A 22,031-nucleotide genomic window follows, 5' to 3' on the forward strand; every position below is an offset into this window, starting at 1 on the left:
ACCGTTTCCAAAAAATTAAATAAGAGGGCAAGAGGGCGCAAGCCTTGCGCCCCTACAAAATTGTTTATTGTTTACCCATCTCGATAAAATTAAACAAATGATGAGCCAATTTTAACTTACTACATCCCCCAATATCTATCTGCTTTCCTGCCCGATTAATTAATGTCGCTATATTCGTATCACTGCCAAACCCCGCATTAGCTTGATCAACCGGATTTGCAACAATAATATCTAAATTCTTCGCTTCTAATTTTCGCAAGGCAGGCGTTAAAATATCCCCCGTTTGTGCCGCAAATCCCACTAAAAATTGAGGGGGTTGCTTTATTTTACCCAATTCTGCTAAAATGTCTGTACATTGCTTTAATGGGAGAACTGTGGGTAAATCCTGTTTAGCAAGCTTCTCCTCGTGGTATTCCCCAGGCTGAACATCCCCCACAGCCGCCACCATCACGGTAATATCCGCTTCGGGGAAACGCTGCAACATCGCTTGATACATCTGTTCAGCGCTCGTCACACTGACTAATTCTACATCCGGCAACTGGGCGACTAACTCCGTATTCATCGGCGCGTGTACCAACGTTACCGTCGCCCCTCGATGAACTGCCGCTTGAGCAACCGCCAACCCCATTTTACCCGTTGAAGGGTTGCCAATAAACCTCACCGGATCTAGATGTTCTCGGGTGCCTCCTGCACTCACTAACACCCGCTTTCCGAGTAAATCGCGTTTTCCCCCAGTATGCAACAACGACTCAAGATGAGCGAGAATTTGCTTCGGTTCAGCCATGCGCCCTGATCCAATTTGCCAACCCTGACTTTCTTTCAAGGGAAGATCACAAGCCAAAACCCCAGAAGTCGGAGCAATACCGTGAAAACGCTGATCGCTGAGAACCTGCTGCCAATTGTGCTGAACAATATTCTGCTTCCACATCTGACGGTTCATCGCCGGAACCAACAACACCGGACAACTCGATGCCAGCAGTGTATTTGTTAATAGATTATCCGCCATTCCTGTGGCAATTTTTGCTAACGTATTTGCCGTTAAAGGCGCAATCACAAATAATTCCGCCCATTCTCCTAACTGAATATGTAGCGGACGCCCATGAGTCGGTTGCCAAAAATCTGCATCGGTATAGGCTTGATGACGACAAAGCGTTGCTATTGTTAAAGGCGTAATAAATTGTTGGGCTGAGTCGGTTAAAATCGCTCTAACTTCCGCTCCCGCTTTCGCCAAAGTAGAAATCACCTCACAAATTTTATAAGCCGCAATTCCCCCACTCACGGCGATTAAAATTCGTTTTTCAAACAGAGAAGGTAAAATAGGTTTCATCTTCTATCTTCAAAACATAAAAGCTAAAATACTTATAGAAGTTTAGAAGTTCAGGAGTTCCTCATTCCGTTTTAACTTTTAACTATTAACTGTTGACTTCTGCCTTCTTGCTTCTGCCTTCTTGCCTATTCCCTCTTGCCTTCTTCAATTAAAATAGGGTTACAGCCCATGCTGTGAACCCCGTATTAATCCCATTGCAGATCATCTTGAAAGATGATTACGCCTCGTCGTATGTCTCCATATCGAGTAGATAGAGATAAGGTTCAGCTAACTCTGGACGCTGAAATGCGATCGCTCGTAGCAAATGCCAATCATTGAGCCCATCAAATGGATTACCATAGTCATCAGTTTCCAAACGTGCAGCCAACTCTGCAACATCTTCCACAGTCAGAGTGGAAATTTGGGGTGAGGATCGAGTCAACGTTTCCATCTGTAGCCACCTCCGGTAAATCGCATTTGCTTTGAGCCTTTGTGTGGGTAAATCTCACATCAGACTCCCTTTTTATAGTGTAAGGTTTTAAGCCGATTTCGACATCACCTCCACAACAAAACTTCGTATTAAACTTAAAACTTCCGGACGAATTTCGTGAGCCATATCGAATTCGTGATATTGTATGTCTGCTCCGAGTTCCTGAAAACGATCTCTAGCTCTGATAGCAGCAGTCAACGGCACAACTCGATCCAGGCGACCATGTACAATTAACATCGGAGGGAAAGAACCACTCACAGGTTCCGGTGAAAAATGCAGATAGCCACTCAACACAATTAATCCCGCCAAGCCTAACTCTCGCCCCACATCCATCGTCATCGCCCCCCCTTGCGAAAAACCGCCTAAAATTGTCCGACTCGCAGGAATACCTGTGGTTGCTTCTAGGGAGGTTAACCAGTCGATCAGGGTTTGGCGACTTTGATCGAGTCCTTTGTATTCCTGGGTTTCTAGGCTATACCAAGCCCGTCCAAGCGGAACTTGTGGATGGGGAAAGGGTGCGTCGGGGAAGATAAACTGATATTGGGTTAGTCTCAGCAAAGGCGTTAACGAAGCTAAATCTTCTGCATTCGCACCCCAACCATGCAGAAACACGATTAAACCTTCGGGGTTGTTGGTTTCCGCAGAAATCGTAATGGTATTTAAGTCCATGAATATTGATTGATTACACTCTAGGCGTTCACGCTATATTGTTCATGGTTTTACTCAAATTGGCAAAGCGAGTGATTAGAAAACTACAATAAACCGTCCCGTTGTAACTCCTCAATAATCTGTAACCCACGCGGATCACCCACTCGCAATAACGAAGATTTTGCATCTTCTCGCACGCCCATATCTTGATCTTCTTCTAAGGCTTCAATTAAGGCATCGATCGCCCCTGCATAGACGACATTAGAAGGCATTTCTCGACACAACTGACCTAACGCCCAAGCACAATTACTGCGAACCGCCGCCACTTCATCCCGGATCAGTCCTTCAATTACAGGTGGAACTGCCCGCACGACAACATCATACCCGACTTTTGCCATTTGACCCAAAGAACTAGCGGCCCACAACCGCACCGCCGGAATATCGGTTTTTAACGCATCCACCAACGGAATTAAAGCCCGTTGATCCTGACAATTTCCCAACGCCCAAACAACCCCTTTGCGAACATAACCATTCCAGTCTTGTTCGAGTTGTTCAATCAACGGTTCTACGGCTTCTGGACTGGGGTTGCGTCCCAAGGCATAAGCTGCACTGACTCGAATTAAGGGACAGGCTTCTGCCAACAAATCAATTAACGGCTTAACGGCCCGCCTGTCTTGAATCTCACAAAATGCCCGTGCTGCAATCATCCGGCGTTGCGGTTCCGGTGATTCGAGTAACGGCAACATCTCCTCTGGATCGGGTTGGGGAGTTTCTGATCTCTCCAGATGATCCAGTGGACTTTCCCATGCTTCTGGGCTATGAATTACACTTAACTCATCATCCTCCATAGCATTAATTTACAGCATCAGGGTGACATCTTAGCAGGCGATCGCAAATTTGTTTCATGTTTCGAGATTGGATAAGGATTTATACATAGAAATGGACTGAGTTTGATAGCCGAGTTTCTGGTACAGATTGAGTGCGGGTTGATTGTGGGAGAAAACTTGCAAGCTAATTTGTCGATCTCCCCGTTGTTTTGCCCAGTTTTCTGCGTGATTCATCAAAGCTGAACCTATCCTACGACGTCGGTGGTCAGGATGAACATACAGTAGAAAAATATGAGCAATGCGTTCACCCTGTAATTGATCAATGGCATTTCCCATCCATAAACAAGCAATCGGAGAAATCGGTTGTAAAGCGGGAAAAGGACTGTTTGTTTGCGGGGAATATTCTTCGCCTGCAACTTCTACCCACCACAGAGGCGTTTGATTGCTAAAATACTGCTCAATGGTATCGGCTAAATGGCTAAAGTTGCGCTCTGGATGAAGTTCTCGATAGGTGCGGTTCATAAACTTCAACAGCAACGCCCGATCCAAACGAGAACCCAAACGTAATCGATAACCCGGAATTGACCAATCAGACACGAATATTACTGAGAAAAACTTGAGCTTGTTCACCCGTCGGACTGACTTCTCCAATGGGTGCAGGTGCAGCTAGATCCCCGGGTAAAAAAATACGCGCACTCACCGCAACCAGAGCCAATAGAAAAATTAAAACGACAATCAAGGGTGCAATATATTGACGAAAAATAGCCATAGGATTTTCAACTTCAGCTAGAAAATTCCAATCTAATTGTAATCTATTTTGTGTCTAGATTTCTACTGATAATCTTCGAGATCTTCATCATCGAGTCCTGGCCTGGGCATGGGTAACACTCGGCTTTTACTCAATTGACGCAAAGCCACGCCGCCCCCAACCGTCAAAATGAGACAAACCCAACCGAACGTTTCTTGCAACAGTAAAAAACCACCAACCGTTAATAAGGCTCCTAGTAATAATACAATAGCCGCGAGCGTCTTTTGTAAATCCCGCCCCAAATCTTGAACTGGAGTTAACCCGGTTTTCAGGCGTTGTTGTTTCCATCCCGGCCCACCGGGTCTGACAAGCCGATAAAATGTTTCTAAAGTTTCTTGTGATTCCGGTGAAGTCAACAGCAAAACCGTCACCCACAAAACAGTTACACAAGCGGTAATAAACATAATCCGCAAGCCAAAATCTTCGATCTTAAAAATGGGGACTAGACTCGTCGCCATTCCTACAAAAAAACTGGCTACAATTGCGGTTAATTCGGCTGCTGCATTAATTCGCCACCAAAACCACCGTAAGATTAAAATTAATCCCGAACCCGTACCAATGGCAATCACCAACCGAAAAACCGTCGCAACATCCGTTGCTAAAAATGCCGCACCTGCCCCTAAAGCGGTGACTAAAACTGAAGACAACCTCCCAATGAAAACCAGTTGAGTTTGAGAGGCATCAGGTTTAATAAAACGTAGATAAAGGTCATTCGTAATAAAAGAAGCCCCCCAATTAATCGAAGTTGAAACCGTACTCATAAACGCCGCTAACAACGAAGCCACAACTAACCCTAAAATTCCCGGTGGCAGAAAATCCAGCATTAATTGGGGATAACCTAACTCTTTATCTTCTAAATTTGGATAAAGAACAATTGAAGCTAAGGCGACCAAAATCCAAGGCCAAGTTCTAATCACATAGTTCATAATATTAAACGTCCAGGCGGCTTTTTCGGCTTCTGCTTCCGTTTTAGCTGCTGCAAATCGTTGGACAAATTCACCGCCCCCATCACTGCGTCGCCATGACCACCATTGAATAAAAATATAAGCAAAAAAGGTACTTGCTGAAATTCCGGCTGTTTTGCTAAAGGCGAGAAATCCATTTTCACCCCCAACTGAAATCGGAAGTAAAGATAATATATCTTTGTCTGGAGAAGCGAGGGGAACTTTTATGACCAACTCCTGAATTCCGCCCACACTATCCACCGCAAAATAAGCAACAATAATCGCACCCAATAAGGCGAGAAAAAACTGAAAGAAATCTGTGGTTACAACGCCCCAAAGACCTGACAATCCGGCATAAATTAAGACAAAAATACTAACCCCAATCACACTTAAAAGTTTGAGATTAGTTTCTGTTGCGTCAATCCCCAAAGCTTGCCAAATATTTAATGCTTCTACGACTTTTACCATCGCTAACATGGCGTAACCAATGGCAATGCAATTAATCGGAACTGCAAAAATAAATGCTTTTACACCGCGTAAAACTGCCCCCATTGTGCCACCATAACGTATTTCGGTTAATTCGGCATCGGTGAGAACTTCTGAACGTCGCCACATCCGGGCGAAAATGTACACCATAATGACGTGAGAAATGCCAAACGTCCACCATTCCCAGTTTCCTGCAATGCCTCGGTTGGCGACAATTCCAGTAATATAGAGAGGCGTATCAATTGAAAACGTTGTCGCCGCCATACTAATTCCGGCTAACCACCAGGGAAGCGATCGCCCGGAAACGAAAAAATCAGCAAGGCTTTTGGAACCTTGACGAGACAAATACAACCCCATCGCCATTGTTGCGATGAGATACAGCAAGACAATTAACCAGTCAATCAGTTGCATGAAACCGGGCGCATGGTAAGATGAATCTAAGTCTTTTAGTTTACCCCTGAAAGTCCTTTTTGTAAAAGCTTTTGTTCTCAAAACAGACTAAAGAGCAAGAAAAGCCCTAAATTTCAATGGTAAATATTGCCCCTTGAGGTTGATTATTCTCCACAATAATGTTTCCCTGATGAGCGGCTACAATCATTTAAGGCTTTCCTGACTTAATAACTGTTCAATCTTATTCGATAAATTTTTTAAACTAAAAGGTTTCGCTAGATAATCAGTAGCTCCTGATTGTAGACATTTTTCTCGATCTTCAGGCATTGCGAAAGCCGTTAAAGCTAAAATTTTAATTTGAGCTGTATCTGGCTCTGATCTAATTCTGCGAATGGCTTCTAATCCATCCATTCCAGGCATTTTAATATCCATTAATATTAATTGAGGCTGCTGTTGTTTGGCGATTTGAATTGCCTCTAAACCATTTTTAGCAACGATTAACTGATATCCTTTTAACTCAAAGTAATCTATAATACTATCAACGTTAGCTTCATTGTGAGCAGCAATTAAAATTAAAGGTTTAGTAGGTTTTTGATGATGTTCTGTAATGTTTTTTGAGGGTTGCTCGTTAAAGTCTTGAGCGGAATTTTCAGTAAAAATTCCTTCCTTTTCAGCGTTATCTTTCCAATAATTTTTGAAAGGGAGAGTAACAGTAAATAGACTTCCCTGACCTAATTCACTCTGGAGATGCACTTGACCTTTGTGTATTTCTGTAATGTGTTTTACCAATGCTAAACCTAATCCCGTACCGGGGTAACTTTTCGATAAACGACTATCAATTTGTACAAAAGGTTTAAAAATTTTTTCCTGTTCTTCTGGAGCAATACCAATTCCTGTATCGCTCACTTTAAAACTAATAGTAGATTCAGCAAAGTTGACTGAGACGATTAAAGTGACTTCACCTTGTTCTGGCGTAAATTTTACCGCATTACCAAGCAAATTCACTAAAACTTGACGTAAATGACGTTCATCTGCTTCAATTTCAGTAACGTCCTGAGTGATTTGAGAGTTCAGTTTAATATTTTTCTTAAAAGCCAGGGGTCTAACGCAATCAAGACTAGAGTTACACAAGGCTTTGAGGTTTACTTGTTCTAGATTTAACTTGAATTTTCCGGATTCAATTTTGGAGAGATCAAGAATATCATTGATCAGATCTAACAGATGTGTTCCACTTTTTCTAACCGTTGAGATAGAATTAGACTGTTGAGAGTTTAGCATTCCAAAAATTCCCTGTTCTAAAGCTTCAGACAAGCCTAAAATCGCGTTTAACGGAGTTCGTAATTCATGGCTCATATTGGCGAGAAACTCATCTTTTAAGCGAGTTGTTCGTTCTAGCTCTATATTCGCTTTTCTGAGAATTTCTTCAGCTTTTTTGCGCTCAGTAATGTCCCGAGCTTCTGGGATTAAAAAGATTACCTTTCCGGCTTCATCGAGCAAAGGACGAAGGGAAAAGTCAAGGGTTAATGTATTTCCCTGAGCATCAAACGTATCAATTTCATAGCGGAGAAACTCTCCTTGAGCCGCTCGGGAAATAGACTCCTGTATGTTGGCTTGAGTCTGAGTAGAAGCCCTTTGACAGGTTGGAATTTCCCAAAACGGACGATTTAGAATTTCTTCACGGCTGACATTTTCCCAATTTAAAGCCGTTTGATTCAATTCCAAGACAATACCATCAATTGCTAATAATCCGGTGAGTTGAAAGCTATTATTAAAAATAGCTCGAAACTTTTGCTCGCTTTCTTTGAGTTTAGCCGTCCGTTCCTGAACTTTGTTTTCTAACTTATGATTAAGCTGTTTTAAGTTCTGATAGAGTTGAGCTTGCTGAATGCTGATGGCAATTTGTACAGAGAGTTCTTCTAAAAGTTCAAGTTCAGATTTTTCCCACTGCCGAAAATCATCACACTGATGAGCAATTAATAACCCCCAGAGTTGAGAGGGTTTGATGTTATATTTTCTCACTCCTTTATTTTCCTTTCTTTCGATAATAATCGGAAATATCAGATTGGCTTTGATCTGAAAACGTTCTAACATTTGGATATGACAGTCGCTATACTCGGCTTGATAAATATCGTTATTAGCATGGGATTTTTCCCAAAGTTGGGTGCGGTTTGTGGGGATATTACAGCACATATCTTGAGATGAAATATTAATTGTTTTTGGCCAGCCTTCTCCCACAGATTCAGAAATAACCCGGCCTTCTAGATGAGATTTAAACTGATAAACAACCACCCGATCACAATTTAAAAATGAGCGGACTTCATTGACTGAAGCTTGTAAAATTTCTTCGAGATTTAAAGATTGACGAATTCGTAAGGCGATGGTTGATACTAACCGACGTTGCTGTTGATTACGTTCGATTTGTTTGAGAAGTTTAACTCGTTCAAAGACAGTATCCACTGTTTTTAAAAGACTTTCAGGTGTTACATTCCCTTTCACTAAATAATCTTGAAAACCACTTTTCATAGCTTGTACAGCAACCTGCACATCCCCTTGACCTGTTAGCATGATTACAGGGATATCTAGACTGATTTCTTGTCTCAAAATTTCTATCAGTTCTAGTCCATCCATATCCGGTAGAATAAAATCCATGAGAATGAGGTCAGGCGCAATTTCTGATAAACATTCAAGCCCTTCTTCTCCCGTTTCTACTCCGATAATTTGATAGTTGTATCGTGAATCTTTAGTCAGATAACGACGATACATTTCTTGGTCAGTGAGAGAATCTTCAATAATCAGAATAATCCGCTTATGGTCTACTCTAGTCATAGCCTTCAGATCATTTTTATCTTTCAAATGTCAACTACTCTAATTTGATGGGTTTTAAAAACTCGTGATCCAGATATAATCAATCTCTAGCTTATATTCTTTGGAAGAATAACAGTCTCAAACCAATAAGAAATAAAATCTTGAATATTCTTTTTTAAACAATCAAGACCAATCGGTTTTTGAATGTAGCTATTCACTCCCTGTTGATAGCAGGCTTGAATATCTTTAGGATTAGAAGATGTTGTCAAAACAACAATCGGAATAATTTTTAAGCGTGGATCTTGTTTGAGGATAGCAATTACATCTCGTCCGTCCATTCCGGGTAAATTTAAGTCCATAACAATTATAGCTGGATCAGCTTGATTTTCTCGATTTGTATATTCTCCTTGAAAGTAAAGAAAATCAAGAACTTCATCTCCATCAATACAGCGCTGAATTGGATAGGCAAAATTTGATGATTTCATCAATCGCAGAAAAACTTCAAAGTCTTCATCACCGTCTTCGACAATCAGCAAATAAGGAATATCTTTTGATTTAATATGAGAGCTATTCATTTGATTACTCCTGCTTAGGATTGAGAGTAAAGTAAAACGTTGTTCCTTGTCCATATTCAGACTCTATCCATATTTGACCTCCATGACGCTCAATAATTTTTTTAACGATTGTTAAACCCGCTCCTGTTCCGCCTCCATAACGATTTCGACCATGCAACCGCTTAAAAATTTTAAAAATGGTGTCGAGATGTTTCTCTTGAATTCCAATTCCATTATCCCGTACATAGAGGGTACAAGGATTGACTTCAGTTTCTAGACAACCAATCTCGAGAGATTTGTGAGAGTTTTCATTATATTTCACAGCATTACTCATTAAATTACTAAAAACTTCTTCGATTAAAATGCGATCGCCTAAAATGACAGGTAAAGGTTGAGGAATGTTAATTGTAATTGATTCATTCGGTTGACTGATCCTTAAAACTTCAGTCACATTCTCGACTAATAAATTTAAGTCAATAGACCGACGGTTGAGTTCTTGACGACCTAAACGGGAAAAATGCAGCAAAGTATTAATTAAATCTTCCATTCGTTGGGTCAAACGGACTAACGTTTTGAGTTTTTCACGACCAGCATCATCTAAAATCTCACTATAATCTTCCATTAAAAAAGTGGAGTAATTGTGAATCCCTCGCAGGGGTTCTTTCAGGTCATGGGAAGCAATATAAGCAAAAGAATCGAGTTCATTATTACTGCGAGATAACTGTAAATTAACTTCGGATAATTCAGCCAATCGACGTAAAACAATGCTAAGGATTGCATTTTTCAATTCTTGGGCATTTTCGATTTCGCAACTTTGCCAAGGTAATGATTTAGATTCGACTGTTTCTTGCCAGAGTTCAAAAGATTTTCTAGGAAATAGGGTGAGACTGCCATCGGCTTCAACTTTTGGAGGTTTCTGAGGATTTCCCGCCCAGTTAACGGTTTGAATCACTTCTGAGCGAAACCATAAAATATAATTGGGTTGAACTTTACCAATTTCTAAAACTAACAACCCACTGGCTAAACTTTTAAAGTTTTGAGCGGAGGGATAAACTTTTGGTAAAGAATCAGTGTAGTAAATACTATCATCGATATTAAGTTGAATCCAATCAATTAAATTTTTGATCTCGGTTTCGTTGGGAGTCTGACCTATACATTGCAGATTGTCTTCTATATAAAGAGCGGCTCCTGAAGCACTGACCAGTTGCAGTAACGGATCTTCGAGATCAACTAAAACATTTAGTAAATCATCAGAGGTAGAAAGAAACAAAGTAATTTCAGATTGAATCTTTCTCAAATACACCTGATAATCCAAATTTTCATTTTGCTCTTTTGTGGGAATTTGTAAAGACATAACTTGACCCAAGAATTCACAAGCGGTTCGGATTTCATAGGGAACATATTTATCAGATGACTCGTGATGGCAAGCGACTAATCCCCATAATTTGTTATCTTTGATGAGAGAAATAGACAGGGAAGCTTTCACTCCCATATTTTCCAAATATTCCAGATGTATTGGAGAGACACTCCGAAGGACTGAATAACTCAAATCCAGGGGATTTTGAGTGAGAGGATTGTTTGCAGGAATCAACTCAACGGATTGATAATTTACATCGGGAATTAACCGCAGAAAATTTAAACAGTAGAGTTTTCGAGCCGGTAAAGGAATATCGGTCGCTGGATAATGTAGCCCTAAATAGGGTTCTAATTCTTCTAATTTATTTTCAGCAATAACATGACCGGAATCGTCTTCATCAAACTTGTAGATCATCACCCGATCAAACCCAGTTAGCTGACGAATTTCCCGGACAATGATAGAACAGAGTTCTTGGAAGTTTTTGGCTTGTTGAAATAAAGTGATAGTTCGCTTTGTGAGTGTATAAAATTTGGTAAATCCGGCGTTTTCTCGGCTACCGAGAGGCTCTAGTTCTAATACCGCTAGACCCTCAGAATAATGTACAATTCCGTTAAACGGTTGAGACTGAGGGCGACTGTGAAGGGAGACTGTGATCGGGTTAAGATATTCAAAGTTTCCAGATAAACATTGACGAACGGCTTCTATCTGTTCGGCGTCTAATAGATAATCTAAAGTTTGGTTTAATAACTCCTCCGGTGAAAATCCGAGTAAGTTTTCCACATTGCGACTAACTTGAACAATTCTCAGATTGGGTTCCTGGAGGCTTAAAAGGACTCCATGAGGCTGAATTAAACCCGGAATGTGAATCTGTTCGCGATCACAATTGGTTAAATTAACATTTGTCCCTGTAACCGTTTTATTTTGAGTCATTGTCCCAATCTGCTTCAGTCTAAACTTCTTAAATTTTTATATTTTCATTATATACTCTCACTGAATCTGTATTCTAGACTTCAATCACCTTGGGATTTTCTGACCCGCCATTCACTCAACATTTGTTAGATTAAAAATATTATATATTTTAAGTTTTTAACATAATTTTTTGGCTAAAACCTCAAAAAACGGCAGAAGATTTAATATCTTGCCGTTTCCAGTTTTAGAGTTTTTATTGCTCTGTCTATTGTTCAATATCAAGTAGATGCCCTAACAGAAGAAAGAATAGTCGTCAATCAAAAGATGAGAAGTGAACTTGACGTTTTTTAGAATCAACTAAGCTTTGTTTTGTTTACGAACTTTGCTTCCGGCTAAAGCCAAACTCACTACAGCTAAACTGGTAACTGTTGTCGGTTCAGGAACACTTGCAGCTACGGCTACTTTATTCGGTTCAAAGTTCATTGCCATCGCCATACCATCGTTTGCACATTCGGCTAAAAGGCTGATTAAAGCATCACCATCAGGAAGGAAGTTCCGATCAAAGCTAAAGCCAAAAGTATGTGCAAGGCTAAAAACTTCTTGATTTCCCGTACCGAAATCTAATCCTGCGAGTTCGTCATTGCTTAACATGGTAATTCCGCCTAATAAATTACCCGAAGCCATCACGTTTTGAATATTTGTATCTCCGATATAGTCTTTGGCTTCTGCTGCACTTAAATCACCAAAACCCACTGCTCCACTTTTTGTTCCTGTTGCACCTGGAGTTTTATCTCGGTTATTTCCTTCTACCCAACTTTGATAACTGCTAAAGCTTCCCCATCCACTATTTGAACTAACTACACTTTTAGCTTGTACATCTCCATAAACGCCTACGCTTCCAACTCCAGAATCATTAGAACCTGCGAAGCGAATTCCAAATAATTTATTAGCAGCACTGGCATCTTTGAAGGTCATGCCACTGAAGTTAAAGAACAAGTCACCGTAACCAACATTCTGATCGGCAGCAGAGCCTGAATAATTTCCTAAGAGGGGAATATTCGCATTAATCGCAATGGAAACTGTATCTTGGTCGGCTTTAATTGCCATACCGAACATTTCATATTTACTCGGACTGCCAACACCATTTAGACCGCCGTCAGTACCATCTTTAAAAGAATCTTTAACAATATTCCACTCAGAACCTACTGTTGTAAAATCAGCCGCTTGTGCTGCTTGTCCAGCTACTAAACTGAGGCAAATAGAGGTAGCGACGACTCCGACTGTTGTTTTTAAGTAGCTTTTCATGGCGTTCAACTCCGTTTACTTGTAGACTATTTTTTTCTTTGTTAACACCATCATATTCACTCAATTATGAAGATTACAACCAACATCTCAACAAAATCTGTAAAGAATTTGTATATCTGTAGATTCTGTGAATAGGTTAATTTCTTTGTTTTTTGCTTCTCCGTATATTCACGGATTAAGTGAGTTAAATTGATTGAATAAACTGTAGGGGCGGGTTAAACAAAGATCTATGTCTGTCATAAAAAACCTGAATAAACCCGCCCTCTGAGGCAGAACCCCGATCACTAAGTTGATGATTTTAAACTTCCTGAAGGTCAATATAATTAATTTTACCCCGTTCAATTTTGTCAGGAAGATTAACGACTTTGTATTGAGTTCCTTTGGGAACTAAAACTTCACATTCAGCATACATAGCGGAAAAATTACAAATAGCCACACCCGAACGATTCCCTTTAACTCTCAGTACAACTGAATAGCAAGAACCTGAATAATTTTCAGCAACATTCAGACTAAACGTAAAGCTAGCCATCGCTTCTAAAGTATAACCTTCAGGCTGCTGGATCTTTTCTAGAAAAGTTTTAATCGACTTTTCAGTGAATGACATTCCTCGATAAATCTCACCCTGATAGCCTGACATTTTATTCATAAAAGTGTTGAGAAGTTCTATTCTCGCGTCTTTTATTCCTTCTTGTTCAGCGCGTCGAATTTTGCGATAATCTCCCGTTGTAAAATCACTAATCGCATTAAAAATTTTTTCGACTACAGGGGTATCAATTCCGGTTAAGCGAGTGACATCTTCTGGTGTCAAGGGTTCCAACGTTGATGTAAGTTTATTCATAGCCCAGCAAAAAAAATTTATAAACCTTAGAAGGGTGAAGTGGGAACTTTTCGTCTCACAGGTATAAGCTTGGCGGTGCTTCTTGACTCAAACTGAAATGAACTCCGGGGGGACAGTCAAGCTTTAAACTGGATGTACAGACTTTAATCTCGGGTTTTTGTAGTCCCTATTACAATTTAAGCACTCTTTTCTGAAATTGCTAGGATAGAGTTACAGAAATTAAAATGAACCTATGATAAACTGAATAACCCCCAAAAATACGGATATTCCCCCAAGCCCATCTTTCAAAGTTTTCCGGGGTGCATACCACAAAACCCCTAAAATTTCAAGAACTTGTTGGTTAAACGAAGTAACAAACCGTGAAGCGGAAGAGATAACTATTGGTGGAAATATCCTGGAAATCGGTGTCAGGTTGACGCATTTTTCAGCCCAATCTCGGCCTAAGTAGCGAACATCCTTTTAAAATAAACAATGAGGGTACACTAACAAGAGGTCAACACCAGCAATGAGACTGTTACATACAATGCTGCGAGTCGGCAACCTAGAAGAATCTAAGAAGTTTTATTGTGATATTCTCGGAATGAAGCTCCTACGCCAGAAAGATTATCCGGGAGGAGAATTCACCCTAGCCTTCGTCGGTTATGGAGAGGAAGCCGATCAGGCTGTTATTGAGTTAACCTACAATTGGGGCGTAGATCATTACGAGATCGGGGATGGATACGGCCACATTGCTCTCGGAGTAGACGATATCTACACCACTTGTGAGCAAATTAAAGCATCAGGTGCTAAAGTAACCCGTGAACCCGGCCCGATGAAACATGGTTCTACCGTGATTGCCTTCGTACAAGATCCCGATGGCTATAAAATAGAACTAATTCAACTCGGTACCCAAGGAAGCAGCAGCGAGAAAGAAACCGCAACTGCTGCAAGTTAATCAAAAAACGTAGAAGTAGGAGAACGAACAGCAGCACACCTTAGAACAAGATTTTCCTGCTTCTACCCTAAAAGTGTCCGCTCAAATTCCCAACCCAAAATCTGAAACCGCAAGATGCAACCGACTGATGAGAGCAAATTTACAGAGAAAGCCTGGGACGCTATCGTTAAGTCCCAGGAAGTGGCTCGTCGTTTTTACAATCAGAATCTCGAAGTTGAACACTTAATTATTGCTCTACTCGAACAAAATGGACTCGCTACAACTATCCTGTCAAGGGCGGGAATAGACCCCGATAGTTTAACTCAACAACTCGAAGCCTACACCAAGCGTCAGCCCCGAGTCGGTAAAATCGATGATCTCTATCTGGGGCGTGGGTTAGATGTATTGCTAGATGTCGCCGAACAAACGCGACAAACCTGGCAAGATGAATTTATCTCCATCGAACATATTTTACTGGCCTTTTCTGATGATGAACGGCTTGGGCGGCGTCTTCTCGGTGGCGGTGGACAACAACAGCAACAACCGACTCGCCCCGGACGCCCCGGCATGGAACAACGCTCATCATCCGCCCGTCCTCCCTCCGTCTCGGTTCGTAAAAAGCTAGAAGACGCCATCAAAGCCACTCGCGGCAGCGCAAAAGTCGAAACTCAGAACCCCGAAACGGGGTATGATGCCCTCAAACGCTACGGACGTGATCTCACCGAACAAGCCAAAGCGGGAAAACTTGACCCAGTTATTGGTCGAGATGAAGAAATTCGCCGAGTCGTAAGCTGTCTATCCCGTCGGACGAAAAATAATCCCGTGTTAATTGGAGAACCGGGTGTCGGGAAAACAGCGATCGCAGAAGGACTTGCCCAACGCATCGTTAATGGAGATGTCCCGGAATCTCTGAAAAACCGTCAACTGATTTCCCTCGATATGGGCAGTTTAATCGCTGGGGCCAAATATAGAGGCGAATTTGAAGAACGGTTACGGTCTGTTTTGCGAGAAGTCACCCACTCCGACGGTCAAGTTGTCCTGTTTATCGATGAACTCCATACTGTTGTCGGTGCAGGCGGTGGCGGCAGTACCGGAGGCTCAGGGATGGATGCCGGAAACTTACTCAAACCGATGTTAGCCCGGGGCGAATTGCGGTGTATTGGGGCAACCACCCTCGATGAATACCGCAAACATATCGAAAAAGACGCCGCTTTAGAACGACGCTTTCAACAAGTTTATGTTGATCAGCCTTCTCCCGAAGATACGATTTCCATTTTACGCGGACTCAAAGATCGCTACGAACGTCATCACGGCGTTAAAATTACTGATTCGGCTTTAGTCGCGGCGGCGGTGCTTTCCAGTCGTTATATTAGCGATCGCTTTTTACCGGATAAAGCCATTGATTTAGTCGATGAAGCTGCCGCTCAATTGAAAATGGAAATTACTTCCAAACCCGTAGATTTAGAACAAATAGATCGGCGGGTGATGCAGTTAGAAATGGAGAAACTTTCTATTGAAGGCGAAAGCGGTATTAGCAATGGAGATTCTAAAACAGATGTAGCAGTAAGTGTGCGCTTAGAACGCATTAAACAAGAAATTGAAGCCTTGAAACTCAAGCAAGAAAAATTATCTTCTCAATGGAAGTCGGAAAAAGAGTTACTTGATGGTATTAATACCCTCAAAGAAGAAGAAGAAAAACTGCGCGTTCAAATCGAACAAGCCGAACGAGATTATGATTTGAATAAAGCCGCACAGTTAAAATATGGCAGATTAGAAGCGGTTCATCGGGAACGGGAAGCCAAAGAAGCGGAACTGCTGAAATTACAGTCCCAAGGTTCAACTTTATTGCGAGAACAAGTCACCGAAGCTGATATTGCTGCAATTGTGGCTAAATGGACGGGAATTCCGGTTAATCGTTTGTTAGAGTCAGAACGTCAAAAACTCCTGCAACTCGAAAGCCATCTGCATCAACGAGTCATCGGACAACAGGAAGCCGTAGCTGCCGTAGCTGCCGCCATACGCCGTGCTAGAGCCGGAATGAAAGATCCCTCTCGACCTATCGGTTCATTCCTGTTTATGGGGCCGACAGGGGTCGGAAAAACTGAATTAGCGAGAGCCTTGGCAGAGTTTTTGTTTGATAGCGAAGATGCCTTGATTCGGATTGATATGTCCGAATATATGGAAAAACACGCCGTTTCTCGCTTAGTGGGGGCGCCTCCGGGATATATTGGCTACGATGAAGGCGGCCAACTTTCTGAAGCCGTGCGCCGTCATCCCTATTCTGTGATTCTGTTTGATGAGGTGGAAAAAGCCCATCCTGATGTGTTTAATATCCTCTTACAAGTGTTAGATGATGGTCGAATTACGGACTCGCAAGGACGGAAAATAGATTTCCGAAATACGGTGATTGTAATGACGAGTAATATTGGCGGGGAGTATATTTTAGATGTCGCCGGAGATGATACTCGTTATGAGGAAATGCACCGTCGGGTGATGGGGGCTTTGCGATCGCATTTCCGCCCCGAATTTCTCAATCGACTTGATGAAACGATTTTATTCCATGCTTTAAATAAGTCAGAATTGCGTCATATTGTGGCGATACAAGTGAAGCGATTAATGCGATTATTAGTCGATCAAAAAATTAGTTTGGTGTTGTCGCCAGAGGCAATGAATTATGTTGCTGAAGTCGGTTATGATCCGGTTTATGGGGCTAGACCGTTAAAACGAGCGATTCAACGGGAGTTAGAAAATCCGATTGCAAATTTGTTGTTAGAACAGAAGTTTATGCCGGGAGATACGATTTGTGTTGATCGTTCAGAAGAGGGTTTATCTTTTAGTAGTAAACCCCCCGTTTTAGAAAAACCCTCTTCTCCCGTAACCGCTATTACCACAATCGCTAAACTCGAAAACTAAATTTTTTATGGGGTGGTCAGTTTAAATTTTTGCAGTAATTTTAGAGATTGAGGTAAAACAATCAGAGCAATACTTTTGAACAAGAGAATCAAAATTAACTTTAATTGTTCCCAGAGTTGAGGTTCATACCAAGTATAAATTCCAATCAATCGCAAACCTTTCCAACCGTTGAGGCGAGAGGGAGCCTGTTCTAAGATTCTGCACGCCAGATACTTGTAAACAAGGGCTAAACTTTTTCGTTTTAACGGTTGGAGGTTTTTCGGTGCTTGAGAAAAAGCCTTGTTTAAAACCTTGACGACTTGTTGTTCTTGACGAGTAATATTGGCAGAGATCGAGTTATCGCGAATCCGATAAAGTATCTGTACTTTCGGAACATTTACGAATAGATAACGAGCCGCTAAACGCAAGTATAAATCCCAATCTTGTCCACCCGTTAAAGACTCATCAAAACCGCCTACGGTGTTGAGAGCATCACGACGAATTAATGGGTTTGAACCATTTTCCAGAAAGTTATAAAGAAGCATTGCAGCATAGGCTTCTCCATTAACTGTCCTGTGTCTTCCGGCTTGTCGCCAGGAACCCGCCTCATCTATAAAATCTGTCCAACTGTAAGCGACTGCGGCTTCAAGATGGGTTTGGAGGGCGTTGAGTTGGGCTTCTAGTTTATCGGGAGTCCACAAATCATCCGCATCTAAAAAGGCAATATATTCTCCAGAAGCTTGTTTGAGTCCTCGGTTACGAGTAGCGGCTGCCCCCGCGTGGGAACTAGAAACAACTTGGATACGTGGATCGCCGTACTGAGATATGATCTTGAGCGTATCATCCGTTGAACCATCATCAACAATAATCAGTTCAAAATCTGAAAAAGTTTGAGCAAGAACAGAGTCTATCGTTGCTTGAATTGTCGTTGCACCGTTATAGACGGGAATAATGATAGAGATTTGTGGCATCTTGAAATCTGCATCCCTATTAAACTGTTTATCGGATGTGGGGTTTGGGGAGCAATAAAACCCCGTCATTTATAGCGGGCATACATGGACTCCCCAAAGTCAAAAACAACCGCTCGATGTGCTTGTGTTAGACAAATCTATGCTATCATGTTCGGTATAAATTAAAAGGTAAGTAGTCAGAATTGATAGTTTTTGAGTTTAAAGCAAAAGGTAAAGATAGCCAGTATCGAGCAATTGATGAGGCGATACGCTCCTACAAGTTCATCCGAAACTCTTGTTTAAGATACTGGATGGATAACAAAATGGTGAGCAAGTACGACCTCAATAAATATTGCAAGGTGTTGGCTAAACAATATCCTTTTGCTCACAAACTCAACTCTCAAGCTAGACAGTCTGCGGCTGAATGTAGTTGGAGTGCAATTAGCAGGTTTTACAACAACTGTAAGAAAAAAGTACCGGGAAAAAAAGGATTCCCTAAGTTCAAGAAACACGCTCGTTCTGTTGAATACAAAACTTGCGGGTGGAAGCTTTCAGAGAACAGGAAACATATCACTTTCACCGATAAGAACAATATCGGTAAGCTGAAGCTAAAGGGAACCTATGATCTTCATTTCTACCAACTCGAAGACATTAAGCGAGTGAGGTTAGTGAAGAGAGCCGATGGATACTATGTGCAGTTTTGTATTTCAGTTGATGTGCGAATAGAAACTGAACCCACAGGAAAAGCAATAGGCTTAGATGTTGGGATTAAATATTTCTTGGCAGATAGCTTTGGAAATACCATAGAAAATCCTCAGTTCTACAGGAAAGCTGAAAAACAGTTAAATCGAGCTAATCGCAGAAAATCCAAGAAATACATTCGTGGGGTTAAACCGCAGTCAAAAAACTACCACAAAGCCTTGTGTCGATCTGCTCGGAAACATTTAAGAGTAAGTAGGCAGCGTAAAGAGTATGCAAAAAGAATTGCATACTGCGTAATCCACTCTAATGATGTGGTCGCTTAGGTCGACTTGAATGTTAAAGGGATGATAAAAAATCGACACTTAGCTAAATCAATTTCAGATGTTGCCTGGTCTACTTTTCGTCATTGGTTAGAATATTTTGCAATAAAATATGGGAAGCTAACAATACCTGTATCTCCCCATAATACCTCTGCTGACTGTTCTAACTGTGGGAAAAAAGTAACAAAATCTCTATCAACAAGAACCCATGTTTGTTCATGCGGATATTGTGAAGATAGAGATGTTAATGCGGCTAAAAACATTCTGAAAAAAGCCCTAAGTACGGTCGGGCAGACCGGATCTTTAAAGCTTGGGGAGTTTGCACCTCTTTTAATGTTGGATGATTCCTGCGTTGGAAAGTGCGATCTGTGAACCAAGAATCCCCGTCATTTATGGCGGGGAGTGTCAACAGTATAAAAGTGTAAATGCCGAATCACCCCAAAAGTATCAGCAAGAAGACAGAATTGAGCTATAGTGGGAGTGCGGCTCGATCAAGGGCTAATACTACTGAAAGCGGATCACTTCAAACCCTGACAAACAAGCGGTTATGCTGGATTTTACAATCGCTATCCCAACTTACAACGGCGCTAAACGTTTACCCCAGGTACTCGACAAGTTGCGATCGCAAACCGATGTTGAGCAGATTTCCTGGGAAGTGATTGTTGTTGATAATAATAGCACCGATAACACGGCGGAAATTGTTCAACAATATCAACAAAATTGGTTATTAAACGTTCCGTTACGCTATTGTTTTGAACCCCAACAAGGTGCTGCTTTTGCCCGAAAACGAGGGATTAAAGAGTCTGTTGCCCCTCTGACTGGGTTCTTAGATGATGACAATATACCTGCCTTAAATTGGGTAGCTGCGGCTTGCAAATTTGCCCACGAACACCCCAAAGCAGGAGCCTATGGCAGTCAAATTCACGGAGATTTTGAAGTCGAACCGCCTGCGAATTTTGAGCGGATTCAAGCCTTTTTAGCGATTACCGAACGAGGTTCAGAACCCCTTTTCTACAACCCAAAAGTTAAGTTATTACCGCCTTCAGCCGGATTAGTTGTTCGTCGAGAAGTTTGGCTTTCCAGTGTACCGGATCAGTGCATTTTGAGTGGTCGAGTTCCGGGGAGTATGTTAACGGGTGAAGACTTAGAAGTTTTATCTTATATTCAACAATCGGGATGGGAAATTTGGTATAATCCGCAAATGCAGATCAATCATCAAATTCCTCGCCATCGTTTGGAACGAGAGTATTTAATTCCATTTATGCGAGGAATTGGTTTAAGTCGTTATGTGACTCGTATGGTTGGGGTTAAGCCCGGAATTAGACCGATTTTATCCTTAGCTTATATGATTAACGATCTGCGAAAAATCGCATTACATTTAATCAAGCATGGTCAAGTTGTTAAAACCGATTTAGTAGCGGCTTGTGAGATGGAACTTTTTATCAGTAGTTTGAAAAGTCCTTTTTATTTATGGAAAAAGGGGTATTTAACTCGTTAGTCTTTACTGTTAATTTTCAGCTCTATCAAAATGAAAGTTATTGCATGGCCAGCCTTTAAAACAAAATACAAAAATCCCTACAATTGGCTACTGTACAATCATCTCAGTCAGCAGGGATCAGAGGTCACGGAATTTTCATTTAAAACAATATTACAACAAAATTATAATATTTTTCATCTTCACTGGCCTGTGGAAACAATTGTTCGTCATCCTAATTTATTAGTCGCTTGGACTAGAGCCAGATTAATGCTAGCGTTAATTGATTGGGTACGATACAGAGGAACTCGCATAGTCTGGACAATTCACGATCAAAAACCTCACTTACTTTTACATCCTAAATTAGCAAGCTGGTTTGAGTCTGAATTTATTAAGAGAGTTGATGGAGCTATTAATTTATGTCAGTCTAGTCAAGCTTTAACAAACGAATTATTTCCGAGGTTACAACATTGCCCAAATACGATTATTCCTCATGGTCACTATCGAGAAGTTTATCCCAATAATATTAGTAAAACTCAAGCAAGAGAAAGTTTAAATATTCCTGAAAATCATCGAACTTTGATGTTTTTAGGCTATATTGACCGTTATAAAAATGTTACGCAACTGATTCAAGTTTTTCGAGAATTAAATCCCCAAAACTGGACGCTTGTTATTGCGGGGAAACCGGAGATTTCTGAATTAGCTGAAGAGGTGATTCAAACTGCGGCAAACGCTCAAAATCTTAAATTAGACTTAAAGTTTATCCCCGATCAACAGGTACAAATTTATCTGAACGCTGCGGATTTAGTTGTTTTACCCTTTCAACAAATTTTAAATTCTGGTAGTGCAATTTTAGCACTATCTTTTGATTGTCCTGTATTACTTCCCAAGCAAGGCGCACTGGCGGAACTACAAACTCAAGTCGGGGTAGACTGGGTAAAACTTTACGAGGGAGAATTCACCACAACTGTACTTCAGAACGGTTTAAACTGGGTGATAGAAACAGTCCGTTCACAACAAGCACCCCTAGACGCATTAGACTGGCTTAAACTGAGTCAACAAACCCTTAATTTCTATGAAGAAGTCATTACTCATTCAACTCGCTAACATTTT

The 22,031-nt window shown here is 41.2% G+C and carries 17 protein-coding genes and 1 pseudogene; 5 read left to right on the forward strand and 13 right to left on the reverse strand.

Annotation, left to right across the window (positions count from 1 at the left end; all coding sequences use genetic code 11):
- Positions 1-64 precede the first annotated feature (64 nt).
- The 12 genes from coaBC to VB836_RS22850 all read right to left on the reverse strand — a co-directional run bounded on the left by coaBC (position 65) and on the right by VB836_RS22850 (position 13,667).
- Positions 65-1,327, reverse strand: a complete 1,263-nt coding sequence (coaBC, locus tag VB836_RS22795; protein WP_323222809.1) for a bifunctional phosphopantothenoylcysteine decarboxylase/phosphopantothenate--cysteine ligase CoaBC — start codon at positions 1,325-1,327, stop codon at positions 65-67.
- 217 nt (positions 1,328-1,544) lie between these two features.
- Positions 1,545-1,757: a protein IsiD gene (gene isiD / locus VB836_RS22800; protein WP_046277048.1), complete on the reverse strand. Its 213-nt coding sequence runs from the start codon at positions 1,755-1,757 to the stop codon at positions 1,545-1,547.
- An 87-nt stretch (positions 1,758-1,844) separates the two neighbouring features.
- The gene (locus tag VB836_RS22805; protein WP_323222812.1) at positions 1,845-2,465 is read right to left on the reverse strand and encodes an alpha/beta hydrolase; all 621 of its coding nucleotides are present in this window, start codon (positions 2,463-2,465) and stop codon (positions 1,845-1,847) included.
- Positions 2,466-2,548: 83 nt separating this feature from the next.
- On the reverse strand, positions 2,549-3,292 hold the full coding sequence (locus VB836_RS22810; RefSeq protein WP_323222814.1) for a HEAT repeat domain-containing protein: 744 nt from the start codon (positions 3,290-3,292) through the stop codon (positions 2,549-2,551).
- 54 nt (positions 3,293-3,346) lie between these two features.
- Complete coding sequence (locus VB836_RS22815; RefSeq protein WP_323222816.1) at positions 3,347-3,868, reverse strand: GNAT family N-acetyltransferase; 522 nt, start codon at positions 3,866-3,868, stop codon at positions 3,347-3,349.
- Positions 3,861-4,040, reverse strand: a complete 180-nt coding sequence (locus VB836_RS22820; RefSeq protein WP_046277052.1) for a hypothetical protein — start codon at positions 4,038-4,040, stop codon at positions 3,861-3,863. Before VB836_RS22820 ends, VB836_RS22815 begins: the two co-directional genes overlap by 8 nt.
- 62 nt (positions 4,041-4,102) lie before the next feature.
- Entirely contained in the window at positions 4,103-5,920 is a 1,818-nt protein-coding gene (locus tag VB836_RS22825; RefSeq protein ID WP_323222818.1) for a sodium:solute symporter family protein, read from the reverse strand.
- A 183-nt stretch (positions 5,921-6,103) separates the two neighbouring features.
- Positions 6,104-8,725, reverse strand: coding sequence for a response regulator (locus VB836_RS22830; RefSeq protein WP_323222819.1), 2,622 nt, complete (start codon positions 8,723-8,725; stop codon positions 6,104-6,106).
- Between the two features lie 86 nt (positions 8,726-8,811).
- Positions 8,812-9,279: a response regulator gene (locus tag VB836_RS22835; protein ID WP_323222822.1), complete on the reverse strand. Its 468-nt coding sequence runs from the start codon at positions 9,277-9,279 to the stop codon at positions 8,812-8,814.
- A gap of 4 nt (positions 9,280-9,283) precedes the next feature.
- Positions 9,284-11,545, reverse strand: coding sequence for an ATP-binding protein (locus VB836_RS22840; RefSeq protein WP_323222825.1), 2,262 nt, complete (start codon positions 11,543-11,545; stop codon positions 9,284-9,286).
- Between the two features lie 336 nt (positions 11,546-11,881).
- A complete protein-coding gene (locus tag VB836_RS22845; RefSeq protein ID WP_323222828.1) occupies positions 11,882-12,829 on the reverse strand; it encodes an XDD3 family exosortase-dependent surface protein in 948 nt (315 codons plus the stop codon).
- A 298-nt stretch (positions 12,830-13,127) separates the two neighbouring features.
- On the reverse strand, positions 13,128-13,667 hold the full coding sequence (locus tag VB836_RS22850; protein ID WP_323222831.1) for an ADP-ribosyltransferase: 540 nt from the start codon (positions 13,665-13,667) through the stop codon (positions 13,128-13,130).
- A gap of 505 nt (positions 13,668-14,172) precedes the next feature.
- On the opposite strand from VB836_RS22850, the gene gloA reads away from it, so the two are divergent.
- Entirely contained in the window at positions 14,173-14,601 is a 429-nt protein-coding gene (gloA, locus tag VB836_RS22855) for a lactoylglutathione lyase (protein ID WP_046277055.1), read from the forward strand.
- Between the two features lie 114 nt (positions 14,602-14,715).
- Entirely contained in the window at positions 14,716-17,493 is a 2,778-nt protein-coding gene (locus VB836_RS22860; protein WP_323222834.1) for an ATP-dependent Clp protease ATP-binding subunit, read from the forward strand.
- A gap of 5 nt (positions 17,494-17,498) precedes the next feature.
- Here the strand turns inward: VB836_RS22860 and VB836_RS22865 are convergent, their stop codons facing one another.
- Positions 17,499-18,443, reverse strand: a complete 945-nt coding sequence (locus tag VB836_RS22865) for a glycosyltransferase family 2 protein (protein ID WP_323222836.1) — start codon at positions 18,441-18,443, stop codon at positions 17,499-17,501.
- A 182-nt stretch (positions 18,444-18,625) separates the two neighbouring features.
- Here VB836_RS22865 and VB836_RS22870 point away from each other — a divergent pair.
- The 3 genes and pseudogenes from VB836_RS22870 (at position 18,626) to VB836_RS22880 (ending at position 22,025) form a co-directional block, all read left to right on the forward strand.
- A pseudogene (locus VB836_RS22870) lies at positions 18,626-19,816 on the forward strand (RNA-guided endonuclease InsQ/TnpB family protein).
- 175 nt (positions 19,817-19,991) lie between these two features.
- Complete coding sequence (gene hpsE / locus VB836_RS22875; protein ID WP_046277058.1) at positions 19,992-20,942, forward strand: hormogonium polysaccharide biosynthesis glycosyltransferase HpsE; 951 nt, start codon at positions 19,992-19,994, stop codon at positions 20,940-20,942.
- A gap of 30 nt (positions 20,943-20,972) precedes the next feature.
- Positions 20,973-22,025, forward strand: coding sequence for a glycosyltransferase (locus tag VB836_RS22880; RefSeq protein ID WP_046277059.1), 1,053 nt, complete (start codon positions 20,973-20,975; stop codon positions 22,023-22,025).
- The last annotated feature ends 6 nt before the right edge of the window (positions 22,026-22,031 follow it).

The organism is Limnoraphis robusta BA-68 BA1, from assembly GCF_034932365.1.
GTDB classification, from domain to species: Bacteria; Cyanobacteriota; Cyanobacteriia; order Cyanobacteriales; family Microcoleaceae; genus Capilliphycus; species Capilliphycus robustus.